Source organism: Paraferrimonas haliotis (genome assembly GCF_002282895.1).
GTDB classification, from domain to species: Bacteria; Pseudomonadota; Gammaproteobacteria; order Enterobacterales; family Shewanellaceae; genus Paraferrimonas; species Paraferrimonas haliotis.
This window is the reverse complement of the sequence record NZ_NRRB01000002.1, coordinates 198,022-212,703: the sequence shown is the minus strand read 5'-3', so window position 1 is coordinate 212,703 and position 14,682 is coordinate 198,022. Positions and strand designations below refer to the sequence as shown.

Below are 14,682 nucleotides of genomic sequence, written 5' to 3'. Positions count from 1 at the left end.
AAGGCAGTAGCATGAAGTGGTTTGTTGTAGCAATGAGTTTGCTATCGTTCACGAGTCAAGCGTTTGATAGAGTCACCGGCCACGAGTTTGCCAGTCGCTCAGAGGTGTACGCCAGTAACGGAATGGTGGCAACCAGTCAGCCGTTAGCAACTCAGGTTGGGTTGGATGTGCTAAAAGCCGGCGGTACCGCCATGGACGCCGCCATTGCCGCGAACGCCGTGTTAGGGCTCGTGGAGCCGACAGGTTGCGGAATCGGCGGTGACTTGTTTGCCATCGTCTGGAGCGAAAAAGACGGCAAGTTATATGGTTACAATGGCTCTGGTCGTTCGCCCCAATCGCTTACTCTTGAGCACTTTCAAAGCCTAGGTTTATCTCAAATTCCTTCCCACGGACCGTTACCTGTATCCGTTCCTGGTACTGTGGATGCGTGGTATGCATTGCACGACAAGTTTGGTAAGACCCCAATGGCGAGTCTGCTGCAACCGGCGATTGACTACGCAGAAAAGGGGTTTCCAGTATCTGAGCTTATTGCCTATTACATGAATCGCAGCGCACCTAAACTGTCGCAATTTCCAAACTTTTCAGACACCTTTATGGCCAATGGCAAAATGCCGCAAACCGGCGAGATCTTTAAAAACCCGGACTTAGCGAAGAGTTATCGCATTTTGGCCAAACAAGGACGCGATGGTTTCTATAAAGGCGATATTGCCAAGGCTATTGATAAGTACATGGCAGAAAATGACGGCTTTTTGAGCTACCAAGATTTAAGCAGCCATCAAGGTGAGTGGGTAGAGCCGATAGCGGCGGATTATCGAGGGGTCACCTTATGGGAATTGCCACCCAACGGCCAAGGGATTGCCGCGCAGCAAATACTGAAAATTCTGGAAGGCTACGACATTAAGTCAATGGACAGATTTGGAGCTGAATTTGCTCATCTATTTGTGGAAGCGAAAAAGCTCGCCTTTGCCGACAGAGCCAAGTTTTATGCAGATCCGGCTTTTCACGACATTCCGGTAGCCGAGTTAGTGTCTAAGGAATACGCCGATAAAAGACGCAAACTTATCGACCCCAACAAAGCCATGAAATCGGTTGACCCAGGCAATCCAGCGCTACTGCACGGCGATACCATTTATCTAACCACCGCCGATAAAGACGGCAATATGGTGTCTTTGATTCAATCGAATTATCGCGGCATGGGTTCGGGTATGACCCCAACCGGCACCGGCTTTGTTCTGCAAGACCGCGGTGAAATGTTCAACCTAGAGCCAGGCCACCTTAATTCTTACGCCCCCAATAAAAGGCCGTTTCATACCATTATTCCAGCCTTTGTTACTAAAGACGGTAAGCCTTGGATAAGCTATGGTGTTATGGGGGGCGGTACTCAGCCTCAAATGCACGCTCAAGTGCTAATGAACATTGTTGATTTCGGAATGAACCTGCAAGAAGCAGGGGATGCGCCTAGAATATTACATACTGGCTCAAGCCAACCCACCGGAGAAGTAATGACCGATGGCGGTTACGTAAGTCTAGAATCGGGCTATTCGTGGGAGGTGCGCCGAGCACTCATGGAAAAGGGGCACACCCTGACCAATAAAAACGGGCCTTTTGGCGGTTATCAAGCCATCCGCAAAGACGCCAACGGCGTGTATGCTGGGGCTTCTGAGAGTCGTAAAGATGGTCAAGCGGCAGGTTTCTAAGCTTTGATCTACCGCTAGGAAATGATTGCTAAATTAACACATAATACGCATCCGATTGATTAGGATGTTCGCAATGGAAAACACAACTATGGCTCGTGCCCAAGCCGGCCTTTGCGCCGAAGGTAATTTACACAGCGTTTATTTAATGTTTAACGCCTTTGAAGGTGTGGAGTCGCGGCTTCGCCCCTGTTTGGCCAGCGTAGCCCGCTTTATTGAAGAATTGTCGGATCAATATTGTGAGCCTGCGTTTAATGGTTTTGTGGCCATTGGCGCTAATTATTGGGACAGTTTGTACTCCGGTGCAAGACCATTGGGGCTTAAGTCGTTTCCTAATATGAAAGCGGAAGGTCGAGAAGCACCAGCTTATGAATACGATGTGTTTGTCCACATTCGCAGCGATCGCTATGACATCAATCATTTGGTGGCTAATCAGATTGTGACCATGATGGATGGCTTGATGGAATTAGTGGACGAAGAGCGAGGTTTTCGTTTCTTAGAAAATCGAGACCTAACCGGATTCGTGGATGGAACCGAAAACCCGCAAGGCAGTAACCGCGCTAAAGTGGCCATTGTCGGGTCTGAAGATCGCCAGTTTCAGGGCGGCAGTTACATTCACACCCAAAAGTTCATTCACAACTTGTCGAGCTGGAACCAATTGCCGGTGAAACAGCAGGAAGACATTATTGGTCGTACTAAGCAAGATAACGTCGAGTATGCCAGTGCAGACAAGCCGTTAACCAGCCACATCAAGCGGGTAAACCTTAAAGATGAAGATGGACAGTCGATGGAGATTTTGCGTCAAAGCATGCCCTTTGGCGGAGTAAAATCCCAAGGCTTGTTCTTCATTTCTTTGTGCGCTAATTCTCGCAACTTTGAGGCTATGTTGGAGTCCATGATGAAAGGTGATGGCCACGGCCATTACGACCACTTGATGAACTTTACCCAAGCGGTTACCGGGTCTTCTTTTTTTGCGCCGAGTATGGAGTTTTTAGAAGAGTTTGCCGACGACTAGCGACGGCTTGAAGTGCTTCAAAAAAGGCAACCACTGGGTTGCCTTTTTCGATTGTATTATTCTTTGCCTTAGAGACTAGCGGCTGAAATTAAACAACTCGCAAACCGTATCTAAGGTGAACTCGATGCGACTGGCGTCTGCAGGCGCAATGAAAATGGTGTCATCTCCAGCAATGGTGCCTAAAATACCGTCGGCTTTACCAATGGAGTCGAGCAGACGAGCAATAAGCTGCGCGGCTCCAGGGCTTGTTCGCACCACTATCATGGCGTGGTTATGATCCACGTCTATCACCAAGTTTTTCAACGGGCTACCGGCCGTAGGTACACCCAACTCTGCAGGTAAGCAATAAACCATTTCTTGTTTGGCGTTGCGAGTGCGCACTGCGCCGAACTTACTGAGCATGCGCGATACTTTGGATTGGTTGATATTGTCATAACCAAGCGCTTGCAAGGCGGTGACTATTTCTCCTTGTGAGCCAAACTTTTCTTGTTTTAATAAGGCTTTAAATGCTTTGACGAGTTCGTCTTGAGAACTGGATGTGCGCATAGGTTTACTTCTTTATTCATAATTTCGGTCGATAGTGCATAAAATTAATGCTTAAGTCAAACTTTAGTTAGCGGAAGTGAATATTTATTCGTTTTCTTTTGTTTACATTGGCAATAAGTTGAGACTTTTTACACGCTCAAACAATTGAACTTTGGCAAGGGATAAAGTAAGGTTTCGCCACACCTCAAAATTGAGACTCACCTCACAGTTCTATGACGGTGACAATTGGCGTAAAAATAACAAATATCCACGGATAATTGGAGAGAAGTATGAAAGTTGCAGTATTGGGTGCCGCTGGTGGCATTGGTCAAGCATTAGCCTTGTTACTCAAAAACCGTTTACCGAAAGGCTCGGAATTAGCCTTATACGATATCGCCCCGGTTACGCCTGGTGTTGCCGCGGATCTTAGTCATATCCCAACCGATATTAAAGTGACAGGTTTTGCAGGTGAAGATGCTTCACCGGCGCTTAAAGGTGCCGATGTGGTGCTAATCTCAGCCGGTGTCGCTCGCAAGCCGGGCATGGACCGTTCTGACTTGTTTAACATCAACGCCGGCATCGTTCGAGGCTTGATTCAGGCATGCGCTGATAACTGCCCACAAGCACTCATTGGCTTGATTACCAACCCAGTTAACACCACAGTAGCGATTGCTGCCGAGGTACTTAAAAAAGCCGGTGTTTACGATAAGCGTAAACTGTTTGGCGTGACCACCTTAGACGTTATCCGTGCCGAAGCTTTTGTTGCTGAAGCAAAAGGGTTAGACGTAGATACTGTTCGCGTACCGGTTATTGGCGGCCACAGTGGCGTAACCATTTTGCCGCTATTGTCTCAAGTAGAAGGCGCGCAATTTAGTGATGAAGAAGTAGCGGCGTTAACTCACCGCATTCAAAATGCCGGTACCGAAGTAGTTGAAGCAAAAGCGGGTGGCGGTTCGGCAACCTTATCAATGGGACAAGCGGCGTGTCGCTTTGGTCTGTCGTTGATTAAAGGCTTGGAAGGTGAAGACAACGTAGTGGAATGTGCTTACGTTGATGGCGGCAGCGAGCATGCCGAGTTCTTTGCCCAACCGGTTAAGTTAGGTAAAAACGGTGTTAAACAAGTATTGTCCTATGGTGAGCTAAGTGCGTTTGAAGCTAAGGCTCGCGATGAAATGCTACCAACCTTGAAAGGCGACATTCAATTAGGCGTTGATTTTATCAATAGCTAATCTGTTTAAAAGCCTCAACAAAAAGCGCGCCCATTAGGAGCGCGCTTTTTTGTGCGATTTACCGGCTGAGTGAGAACAGCTTGTTAGCTGTTGCGATCAACCGCTAGCTTAGCCAAGCCGATTAAGGCTTGCTTGCTGTCACTGTCTGGTAGACATGATAAAGCGTCTATGGCTTTCTGAGACTCTCTGTGAGCCACTTTTAAGGTGTAGTCGAGTGCTCCGCTTTGTTGCAGTGCTTCCACGACTTTATCCACTACTTCGGTGCCGTCACCGGTTTCGATGGCGCGACGAATCATTTGTCGTTGCGACTCGCTACCGTGAGCCATGGCATAAATGAGTGGTAAGGTTGGTTTGCCTTCCGCCAAGTCGTCACCAATGTTCTTGCCTAATTCGTCGGCATCGGCGGTGTAATCGAGCAAGTCGTCTGCCAATTGAAAGGCGGTACCCAGGTAGGTGCCGTAATCCGACAGGGCTTGCTGCTGTTGCTCATTGGCACCGGCAAGCATTCCGCCAAGGCGAGTACAGGCTTCGAATAATTTAGCGGTTTTGCAATAGATAACACGCATGTAGCTTTCTTCGGTGGTATCTGGGTCATTGCAATTCATTAACTGCAATACTTCACCTTCGGCCAAAATGTTGGTGGTCTTGGCCAATTCCTTCATGATTTCCAAGCTTTCCATTTCGGTCATCAACTGGAAAGCACGGGTGTATAAAAAGTCACCAACCAGCACGCTAGCACTGTTGCCAAACAAGGCATTGGCGGTTTCCCGTCCTCGGCGTAAGGTAGACTCATCCACTACGTCGTCGTGTAACAGGGTTGAGGTATGAATGAACTCGACAATGGCGGCCAGCTTATAGTGCTTATCGCCTTGGTAACCCAAGGCATTGGCTGACAGAGCACACAGCATAGGTCGCATGCGTTTGCCGCCACTATTAATAATGTAGAAGCTGAGCTGGTTAATTAACGCAACGTCGGATTGCAACTGCTCAATGATCAGTTGATTTACTTGTTGCATATCGTGATCCGTTAGTTCACGGATGGCATTTAGGTTCATAGCAAACTCAAAGTCGTTACATAAACGCGGTATGTTCTATAATAACGAACAAGCCGAAGGATTTAATTTAATCTGTGATGGTACCCTAAAAGCGTGAGTTTCACAGCATCAAAGCCGACTTTAGATGCCAACAATTGGCCCTTGCTAGAAGTTTTCTAAATACTGCTTGCGAGTTGCGAATCTTATCCGTATAATCCGCGGCCATTGTCTATAAATTTAAGTCGCATCTAAATGCTAAATCCATAGCTTTAGAATGTGCATCTTTCGTGGAGTGAAATAGCTATGTACGCTGTTTTCCAAAGTGGCGGTAAACAACACCGCGTGGCAGAGGGTCAAACCCTTCGTCTGGAGAAATTGGAAGTAGAAACTGGTTCTACTGTTGAATTTGATAACGTTTTGCTTGTTGCTGACGGCGAAAACGTTCAAGTAGGTGCCCCTTACGTTGCGGGTTCTAAAGTTGTTGCTGAAGTGGTAACACACGGTCGTGGCGATAAAGTAAAAATCGTTAAGTTCCGTCGTCGTAAGCACTCGCGCAAGCAACAAGGCCACCGTCAGTGGTTCACCGAAGTGAAAATCACTGGCATCAACGCTTAATTAGGAGAGAATACTCATGGCACATAAAAAGGCTGGCGGTTCCACTCGAAATGGCCGCGATTCAGAAAGTAAACGTTTAGGTGTTAAGCGTTTTGGTGGTGAATCTGTACTAGCAGGTAACATCATCGTTCGTCAACGTGGTACTAAATTCCACGCCGGTAACAACGTAGGTTGTGGTAAAGACCACACTTTGTTTGCTACTGCAGACGGTAAAGTACAATTTGAAGTTAAAGGTCCTAAGAACCGTAAATACGTAAGCATCGTTGCTGAGTAATTACTGACCGAGATTTCAAAAAGCCCTGCCGTTAGGCGGGGCTTTTCTTTTGGCGTCACAATAAATTTGCACATATAATCCACTGTGTAATGTCTATGAGTGGTTCGATTAATGCGACTGCTCACAGATGAAACCCCAGCGAGACCGGAGTAACAATGAAATTTGTAGATGAAGCGAGAATTCGAGTTGAGGCCGGAGACGGTGGCAGCGGTTGCTCCAGTTTTCGTCGGGAAAAATACGTACCCCGTGGTGGCCCAGACGGTGGCGACGGCGGTGATGGCGGTGACGTTTATTTGCTGGCAGACGAGAACCTAAATACGCTGATTGATTTTCGTTTCGAGCGTTTTCATCGTGCCGAGCGAGGTGAGAATGGTCGCGGTTCCGACTGTACCGGTAAGCGTGGTCAAGATCTGATATTGCCGGTACCTGTAGGTACTCGAGCAGTCGACGAAGAAACGGACGAGATCGTAGGCGATCTCACCGAGCATGGGCAAAAGCTTATGGTGGCGAAAGGAGGCTTTCATGGCTTGGGTAATACCCGCTTTAAAAGCTCGACCAACCGTGCTCCACGTCAAAAAACCTTGGGAACGCCAGGGGAAATTCGCAGCCTCAGATTAGAGCTACTGCTGTTGGCGGATGTGGGCTTACTGGGCATGCCAAACGCCGGTAAGTCGACCTTTATTCGCTCAGTATCTAAAGCCAAGCCAAAAGTAGCGGATTACCCATTTACCACCCTTGTTCCGAATCTTGGTGTGGTGAACCCTGAGCCGGGTCGAAGCTTCGTGATTGCTGACATTCCGGGACTCATTGAAGGGGCTGCAGACGGTGCCGGTTTAGGCATTCGTTTCCTTAAGCATCTTGAGCGTTGCCGAGTGCTACTGCACCTTATCGATATTGAACCCTTTGATGGTGCCGATCCGGTGGAAAACGCCAAAGCGATTGTGGCGGAATTGGAACAGTATTCACCAGAGCTGGCCAGTAAACCTCGCTGGTTGGTGTTCAACAAAACCGATTTAGTGCTCGAAGAAGAGCTCCAAGAAAAGATGGATGCCATTCAACAAGCGCTTGATTGGGAAGGAAAAGTGTTTCACATCTCGGCGTTTAACCGAGACGGTACCGAAGCCTTGGCAAAAGAGCTGCTCTATTTCCTAGACAGCTTGCCCAAAGAAGACCTGTCCGATGACGACAAGCAAGAGGTTGAATTTAAGTGGGACAGTTACCACAAAGCCAGCATGTCGCAAGATGATCTGAATCCGAATTATGAAGAAGATGATGACGATGATTGGGACGAGGACGATTACGACGTTGAAGTCATTTACGAGAAGTAAAGGCTAAAGGAATCTAAGAGCAGACTTGAACAGCAAGCATTCAAGTCTGCTTTTTTCTATATCCTCTACAACATTCAGACAACTATAAGACGGCCGGGCAACATAACTTAAATAAATTTGTCTCCGAAGTTGTCGGGGCGATTCCAATGAATACCACTAAATTAGTTGCTATGTAGTGGCATAGTGAATTTGACCACTACAGGTAATGCCGTCATGAGATTGGCGGCAACCTTACAAAAAAATTTTATGTTATCGATTTGTAACTCCATCAATTGAAAATAATCTGAAATGTTGTTAAATTGCTACCGCTTAGTAAAGTAAGTCATTGAAAAAAATAAAAACAAGGATTTTGTAATACAAGGATTTTGTATGTTAAAAAAAATAATTCCACTAGCAGTCTTGCTAAGTTTTTCAAACCTATCTGTGGCTACCGTTCACCTTTGCCCAGTGTCGACTAAAGTGACAAATGGTTGTTCATTTGATGATATAGGTGAAAATTATGGTGAATTTGTCGAATCTATTGCCGAAGTCATAGCATCTCCTTACTCAGGAGACTTTACTCCTTCTTGTAATGCTCATGATATCTGTTATCAAACGGTAGGAAAAACGCAACAAGCATGCGATCATGAGTTTAGAGAAAACCTTTATGATGAATGTGGAATTGACCCTTTATGTAAGGTGTATGCAGACACTTTTGTTGAAGCGGTTCAAGCCAATGGCATTGATCATTATAATTACGGTGTAAATACAGCGATCTCAATTGCAGGGCACGCGGAAAGTAACATTGCTGTGGAAAGTTGCGTAACCACGCCTAAATACACGGATCGATACAACCCTGATATGATTAACTATGTTAAAAATGAATTTAATTCTCGCGTAGGGAGAAACCCAACTACAGCAGAGGAGTTTGATTTACTTAACCTATATTCATTAAACGAAATCGACTCTGATGATGACTACACCAACTGGACCAATTCAGTTGTATCCCATATTCAAAATAATTACCTAAATACATCAGGACCTGAAGCGATTTACTATAAGCAATCGGAAACTTTTAGAGGATATACACAAGCCTTTATACTTCATTCGGATTTGTCTAAAGGGCAGCCAGTTAATTACAAATGGCACATGGCTCATAATCACCAAGAAGAATTTGATAGTGACTACAGAAAAACTACACCACCAGCCGGAGGCATGATGTATATCAACGGCTACTTGAGGGTTGATAATAATGACGGTAAAGATTATATAGTGATCGATGAGTCATTTTATGTAAATTCTTGTACTTCTACACCATGTGATATAGAGCCATAGGAACATAATGATGAATATATTAAAGATTTTTTCTGTGGTGGTCTTTGTGCTTTTTTTAGGTGGCTGTTCGTCAATGAAAGTCGTTGATAATGTTCATGTCAACTCTCATGCTGAATTGATAAAGCATGTAGAAGTTGGTGATGAAGTACTAGTTATCACAAAGCAAGGTGTAACTCATGAGTTTACTGTTAAAGCAATTGACTCTAAAAAGATATCAGGTGAAAAGGTTGAAGTTTCAATTGCAGACATAGACAAAATTAACAAAAAAGAATTTTCCTTATTAAAAACAGGATGGCTTGTATTAGGTGTCATTTCGATAGTGGTTATGAGTTGTTGTTTTATAGTTTCATAAGATATTCTTCTGAATAATTATGATAAGTACTGGTAACTCTTGACAATTTTTATGGTAAATTATGGACCCATAAAAAGTGTCTAGAGTTACCAGTTCTTATCAGTTTTTTTGTCTGACTGATGAGTGATAAGCACGGAAGTACTGTACGCGAACTGTATCAGGGTAGCTTTTAGAAGTAAACTTAGATCTTTGCGAGGATTTCATGACATTTATTATTCAAGTATCAATATGTATTTGGATTATTTTCTTTAATGGTTCTAGGCAAATTGCAGATACACTTAGCGGGTATGTTCTCTTCGGCTCATTCGCAGATAAACATAATTATATAAAAGCTTTGGCAGTTATGTATTTAATTATGAAGATCCTAATTTATATGATAAATAAATAATTTTAGTTACCACAGCAAAACTATTTAACTGCTCATTAGAGATGATATTGTAATCCCCCATTTTAAATAGAAGTTACAAAAAATTAGTTTGAGACTCCTTTCTATTTTAGTTCTTGATACCCTGCCACGGACTTCTTAGTTCTCAAGAGTCAGTTTTTTCTCTCTAACTGCATTTAATGCTTTTACGAATTCATCTTTATTGGATGGAGAAACTAAAATGATTCCATTGCTGTGTTGCAGTTCTATTCTGTCGAGTGACAAAGCAGGCGATGAGATTATAGAGCGAGTCTTTCGTATTGACTTAATACTACTTATCTCTACTTTCCAAGAAAATGGTCCTGAATTTATACTAAGCATATTGCCGTCAACCTGATACTTAGTGGATGATAGAATTGAGATTGGTAGAAAAATTCCAACAATAACTATAAGCCCAATTGTAAACCATGAAGGCGGTGCCGATTCGCGAAAAAATGCAGTGTAAACTGAGTAACTGCAAATACAAATAGTGGCAACCATAATAAGAGAAAGCCACCAATCCATTTTTGAATAAAAGATCATACTACCTCGCTGAATTCTTAAGACTTAAAATGTTTAGCTTCAAAACTGACGCCGAAAGATCCCGTCGTATAACCAAATTCGCCGTCATTGTAATCAGGTGGAGTTAAATAGGGGGAGAACTGAACGGAATAGCTACACTTGAGGCAGCTTCCCTAAACCGCTGGTCTATATCGTAAAAGTACTCTACGCCATCATAATCATCGTTAGACAGCGGTAATTGAGTTGCCGAAACAAAGGGTGTCGATGGCGAACCATCAGGGCTTAGAAACACAGTTTTATTTACTCTGAATTTCCAGGCTTGTTGGTGTTCTGAGCTGGCGACAATCAATATTTTGCCATCAGATTCACAAACATGTTGTGCGGGTTTATCAGACAAAACGTTTTCACAACTAAGATCACGCGCAGCTAGTTTCGCGATCACTAAAGCCTTCGTTTCTGTATCACAGAGGCTGCAACTGTAAATCGTTGTATCAGCAAATGTGGTACCAGAAAAAAGCGCAGCCCAAATAGGCACAAAGACCAATAAACCTGATTTCATAGGTTAACTTCCTTTTAACCGTAAGAGCATAAAAAGCTCTAGTAATAGAACCAACATCAATCATCTAGCTACTTCTTCAAGATTTATGATGTCGCTTTTCATATTGTAGAGGAAAAAGCGATTGTTCACTATCGTTTTGAATGTTTTTTGTACAACCTTTAAAGGCTGAAAGAAAGGCTCGCAATCCCCGTTATCCAATTAACGTTCGCTGAGTGTATAGCGAAATGTTTTTCACTGGTTTTCTTAGGTTTTTACTGACAATATAGCGGACATTATCTCGCCCTCTTAAGGAAAGACCGCTATGCGGATCGCGCTTATCGCCGCCATGGCTCACGACCGAGTCATTGGCTTTGAAAACCAAATGCCTTGGCATCTTCCCGAGGATTTGAAGCACTTTAAAGCCACCACCATGGGTAAGCCTGTGGTCATGGGGCGAAAAACGTTTGAATCCATTGGTAGGCCATTGCCGGGTCGACTTAATATTGTCATCAGTCGCCAAAACGACTATGCGCCAGAAGGCGTGACAGTGGCGAGTTCGGTGGAGCAGGCTATCGAGCTTGCCAACCAAGACGTTGAGCTTGATGAGTTGATGATCATCGGCGGCGGCCAGCTTTATAAAATGATGTTGCCGTTTGCTGAGCGTTTATACCTGACTCACATCGATTTACAGGTTGAGGGTGATACGCGTTTTCCCGAGTGGGATGATGGCAGTTGGCAGCGTGTTGAACACAGTGAGCACGTTAATAGTAAAGGCTTAGGCTACGCGTTTAGCACCTATCACAAACGCCCATAGCTTGGTTGTGTCAGTCCAGTCGCTGGGCTGTTTTAATTGAGTCTTGGCGGATGATTTGGTCGCTTTCTAAATGCCACATGGTTAATTGATTACCCCACACACAGCCGGTGTCGAGACCTAAGTAGTGGGGTGAGCCGGTTTGTCCCATCAAGGCACCCCAATGGCCGAACACTAATCGATATTTACGGATCTTGGTGGGGTATTTAAACCAGGGCACCAGTTCCGATTTTGCTTTTGCCAATTTGTGTTTAAATTCGAGGCCGCCATCTGCGGTTAAATAACGCATTCGGGTTAAGGCATTAACCGTATATCGCAGTTTTTCTAATTCCGACTGTGCGTTTTCATATAAGCTGGGTTGGTCGCCGTACATGACCTTGATAAAGGCTAAATAATCGTCCGATTGCAGAACCTTCTCCACCTGTTTGGCGGCCTTTCTGGCGTCTCTTACGCGCCACTGCGGTGGCAAGCCTGCGTGGGTTAATACCACTTTCTCTTGTTTGAAGCGTTTAAGTAATGGCTGGTGCCTCAGCCAATTGATCATATCCGGTAACCGCGGTGATTGTAGCAGTTCGTCTAAATAGTCAGAGGGTTTATAGCGCCTAAGCTTGGCGGCCACAGCCAATAAATGTAAATCGTGGTTACCCAGTACGGCGTGGCAATGGTCTTGATTTTCGAAGAAGTAGCTTAAGGTTTTTAGCGAGTCAGGGCCTCGGGCAATCAGATCGCCACAGCCCCAAAGGGTATCGGTAGAGGGGTTAAAGTCGACCTTCAGCAACAGCTGTTCAAGTTCTAAGAAACAACCTTGAAGGTCGCCCACAATATAGGTGGCCATGTGCTTTAGCTAGCGCTTAATGGACCACGCCCGGTACCTCAAGTCGAAATACCGGGATTGGGATTTTAAACTGAACGTGGTTTTGGCCTTGAGCGGTATAACTGCCTTGCATGGTGCCTAATTGCGTTTCCAACATGGCTGCAGAGGTGTAGGTAAAGCTGTCGCCGGCTTCAATGGTTGGGGTTTCGCCAATCACACCATCGCCCTGAACTTCATTGAGCTTGCCGTTACCATCCGTAATAAGCCAGTGACGAGCGAGTATGGTCACTGGGTGACTGCCTTCATTAGCTATGGTCACTGTGTATTGGTATACGAACTTTTCTAAGGAGGGATCCGATTGTTGCGCTACGTACTCGCTGATTACGGATACATTCACTTCTTGGGCAAGCAAGTCAGTCATAAGTGGGTTCTACCTCGATTCTAAGCGGTTAGCCAACGCGACGTATTGAGCCACTGAGATTTGTTCAGGGCGCAAGCTCGCATCGATAGAAAGCTCTTCAAAGTCTTGATCACTGAATAACTTTTTAAGGTTATTTCTAAGGGTTTTACGGCGCATATTAAACGCGGTACTTACCACGTGATGTAACTTTGCTAAGTTGTCGCACGGGTGCGGGTTAGTTTGGTGTGGAACTAAGCGAACTACCGCTGAGTCCACTTTTGGCGGCGGTACAAAACAGCCCGGTGGAACTTCCAAGACCGGAATAACCTGACAGTGATACTGCGCCATCACACTTAGGCGACCATAGGCTTTATTGCCGGGAGCCGCTGACAATCGCAACACCACTTCTTTTTGCAACATAAAGTGCATGTTGGCGATGTGCTCGGCGTATTCGAACAAATGAAACATCAGTGGTGTGGAAATGTTGTAAGGCAAATTTCCGAAGACTTTCATTGTCTTACCCGGCTCAATCAGCTGGCTAAAATCAAATTTAAGCGCGTCACCTTGATGAATGGCTAATTTCGACGACAAAAAAGGATGACTTTGTAACCGTTCGACTAAGTCTTTGTCTAACTCCACTACGTTTAAGCGGTCAATGCGCTCGGCTACGGGTTCGGTGATTGCGCCAAGGCCCGGCCCAATTTCAACCATGGTGTGGTCATTGTCCGGTGAAATTGCAGCCACGATACGACCAATAATGGCGTCGTCGTTTAAGAAGTTTTGCCCAAAGCGTTTACGGGCTTGATGGCCTAAATGGACCTTATTACTCATTTGGTTTTACTCTCAGCCAACTCAATGGCTTGGTTAAGGGCGCAGATAAAGCTACCGAGATCCGCTTCGCCAGTGCCCGCCAGTTCTAAAGCGGTGCCATGATCTACCGAGGTTCTGATATACGGCAGCCCTAAGGTGATGTTGACCGACTTACCAAAGCCGCGGGATTTAAGCACCGGCAAGCCTTGGTCGTGGTACATGGCCAACACACAATCGGCATCGTCGAGATACTTTTGCTGGAATAGGGTGTCGGCGGGCAGCGGCCCAACGAGCTGAATGCCTTCCTCTCTCAATTCTTCCAGGGCTGGGCTGATTACTTCAATTTCTTCTCGGCCTAAATGGCCATCTTCGCCGGCGTGGGGGTTGATCCCACACACGTAAATTTTAGGGTTGTCATTGCCAAACTTACTCACCAAATCTTTATGCAAAATGCGCACAATTTTTTGTAAGCGTTCACGGGTAACGGCTTTGGATACGTAAGCCAGAGGAATGTGAGTGGTTACTAATGCTACCCGCAATCCTTCGGTAGCGAGCATCATGACCACATCGTTACAGCCGGCTTGATGAGCAAAAAACTCAGTGTGGCCGCTAAAGCTAATGCCTGCTTGATTGATAATGCCTTTATGAACCGGGCCGGTAACCACGGCGTCAAACTCACCCGACATGTTTTTCTCACCGGCAAAGCCTAAGGTATCCACCACATAGGCGGCATTGGCTTCATCAAGCTTGCCCGGCTGAACTTCGTTATCGAGGTGGAAAGGGGAAATGGTAAGCGTACCCGCCGCCTGCGGTTGCGCAGGCAAGGACGGTTGATAAGGCTTTAGATTTAACGGTAGGCCGAGCTTTTTGGCTCGGCTGTTCATCAATTCAGGGTTGGCGCAGACCACCAACTCAACCGGCCAGTCCTGTTGAGCTAATTGCACCACTAAGTCCGGTCCTATGCCGGCGGGCTCTCCCGGTGTAACTGCGATTCTCAAGGTCAA

At 45.5% G+C, this 14,682-nt stretch carries 17 protein-coding genes; 9 read left to right on the top strand and 8 right to left on the bottom strand.

Features of this window, described 5'->3' with window-relative positions; all coding sequences use genetic code 11:
- Positions 1-11 precede the first annotated feature (11 nt).
- Together ggt and CLC91_RS04880 are read left to right on the top strand one after the other, a co-directional pair.
- Positions 12-1,697, top strand: a complete 1,686-nt coding sequence (gene ggt / locus CLC91_RS04885; protein ID WP_095497918.1) for a gamma-glutamyltransferase — start codon at positions 12-14, stop codon at positions 1,695-1,697.
- 88 nt (positions 1,698-1,785) lie between these two features.
- Positions 1,786-2,709, top strand: coding sequence for a Dyp-type peroxidase (locus tag CLC91_RS04880; protein ID WP_198950910.1), 924 nt, complete (start codon positions 1,786-1,788; stop codon positions 2,707-2,709).
- Positions 2,710-2,784: 75 nt separating this feature from the next.
- Here CLC91_RS04880 and argR read toward each other — a convergent pair whose 3' ends face one another.
- Positions 2,785-3,255, bottom strand: coding sequence for a transcriptional regulator ArgR (gene argR, locus CLC91_RS04875; protein WP_095500073.1), 471 nt, complete (start codon positions 3,253-3,255; stop codon positions 2,785-2,787).
- Between the two features lie 269 nt (positions 3,256-3,524).
- On the opposite strand from argR, the gene mdh reads away from it, so the two are divergent.
- Positions 3,525-4,463, top strand: a complete 939-nt coding sequence (gene mdh, locus CLC91_RS04870) for a malate dehydrogenase (RefSeq protein ID WP_095500072.1) — start codon at positions 3,525-3,527, stop codon at positions 4,461-4,463.
- 83 nt (positions 4,464-4,546) lie between these two features.
- Here the strand turns inward: mdh and ispB are convergent, their stop codons facing one another.
- Positions 4,547-5,518, bottom strand: coding sequence for an octaprenyl diphosphate synthase (ispB, locus tag CLC91_RS04865; RefSeq protein WP_095497924.1), 972 nt, complete (start codon positions 5,516-5,518; stop codon positions 4,547-4,549).
- 282 nt (positions 5,519-5,800) lie between these two features.
- Between ispB and rplU the strand changes: the two genes are divergently transcribed.
- From rplU to CLC91_RS04840, 5 genes are all read left to right on the top strand, one after another.
- A complete protein-coding gene (rplU, locus tag CLC91_RS04860; protein WP_095497925.1) occupies positions 5,801-6,112 on the top strand; it encodes a 50S ribosomal protein L21 in 312 nt (103 codons plus the stop codon).
- Between the two features lie 16 nt (positions 6,113-6,128).
- Positions 6,129-6,386 carry a 50S ribosomal protein L27 gene (gene rpmA / locus CLC91_RS04855; RefSeq protein WP_095497926.1) on the top strand — a complete coding sequence of 86 codons (258 nt, stop codon included), beginning with the start codon at positions 6,129-6,131 and terminating at the stop codon, positions 6,384-6,386.
- Between the two features lie 155 nt (positions 6,387-6,541).
- The gene (gene cgtA, locus CLC91_RS04850; protein WP_095497927.1) at positions 6,542-7,714 is read left to right on the top strand and encodes an Obg family GTPase CgtA; all 1,173 of its coding nucleotides are present in this window, start codon (positions 6,542-6,544) and stop codon (positions 7,712-7,714) included.
- A 369-nt stretch (positions 7,715-8,083) separates the two neighbouring features.
- Positions 8,084-9,028, top strand: coding sequence for a hypothetical protein (locus CLC91_RS04845; protein WP_095497928.1), 945 nt, complete (start codon positions 8,084-8,086; stop codon positions 9,026-9,028).
- Positions 9,029-9,035: 7 nt separating this feature from the next.
- Entirely contained in the window at positions 9,036-9,380 is a 345-nt protein-coding gene (locus CLC91_RS04840; protein ID WP_125828479.1) for a hypothetical protein, read from the top strand.
- A 523-nt stretch (positions 9,381-9,903) separates the two neighbouring features.
- On the opposite strand, the gene CLC91_RS04830 is transcribed toward CLC91_RS04840, so the two are convergent.
- The gene (locus tag CLC91_RS04830; protein ID WP_095497931.1) at positions 9,904-10,326 is read right to left on the bottom strand and encodes a PH domain-containing protein; all 423 of its coding nucleotides are present in this window, start codon (positions 10,324-10,326) and stop codon (positions 9,904-9,906) included.
- Between the two features lie 103 nt (positions 10,327-10,429).
- The gene (locus CLC91_RS04825; RefSeq protein WP_095497932.1) at positions 10,430-10,864 is read right to left on the bottom strand and encodes a hypothetical protein; all 435 of its coding nucleotides are present in this window, start codon (positions 10,862-10,864) and stop codon (positions 10,430-10,432) included.
- A 325-nt stretch (positions 10,865-11,189) separates the two neighbouring features.
- Here CLC91_RS04825 and folA point away from each other — a divergent pair, with 325 nt between their 5' ends.
- Complete coding sequence (gene folA, locus CLC91_RS04820; protein ID WP_408634214.1) at positions 11,190-11,657, top strand: type 3 dihydrofolate reductase; 468 nt, start codon at positions 11,190-11,192, stop codon at positions 11,655-11,657.
- Between the two features lie 10 nt (positions 11,658-11,667).
- On the opposite strand, the gene CLC91_RS04815 is transcribed toward folA, so the two are convergent.
- The 4 genes from CLC91_RS04815 to pdxA are packed head-to-tail and all read right to left on the bottom strand — an operon-like array spanning position 11,668 to position 14,682.
- Positions 11,668-12,489: a symmetrical bis(5'-nucleosyl)-tetraphosphatase gene (locus tag CLC91_RS04815; RefSeq protein WP_095497934.1), complete on the bottom strand. Its 822-nt coding sequence runs from the start codon at positions 12,487-12,489 to the stop codon at positions 11,668-11,670.
- Positions 12,490-12,505: 16 nt separating this feature from the next.
- Positions 12,506-12,889 carry a Co2+/Mg2+ efflux protein ApaG gene (apaG, locus tag CLC91_RS04810; protein ID WP_095497935.1) on the bottom strand — a complete coding sequence of 128 codons (384 nt, stop codon included), beginning with the start codon at positions 12,887-12,889 and terminating at the stop codon, positions 12,506-12,508.
- Between the two features lie 9 nt (positions 12,890-12,898).
- Positions 12,899-13,699 carry a 16S rRNA (adenine(1518)-N(6)/adenine(1519)-N(6))-dimethyltransferase RsmA gene (rsmA, locus tag CLC91_RS04805; RefSeq protein WP_095497936.1) on the bottom strand — a complete coding sequence of 267 codons (801 nt, stop codon included), beginning with the start codon at positions 13,697-13,699 and terminating at the stop codon, positions 12,899-12,901.
- Complete coding sequence (pdxA, locus tag CLC91_RS04800; RefSeq protein ID WP_095497937.1) at positions 13,696-14,682, bottom strand: 4-hydroxythreonine-4-phosphate dehydrogenase PdxA; 987 nt, start codon at positions 14,680-14,682, stop codon at positions 13,696-13,698. The genes rsmA and pdxA overlap by 4 nt, the downstream gene beginning before the upstream one ends.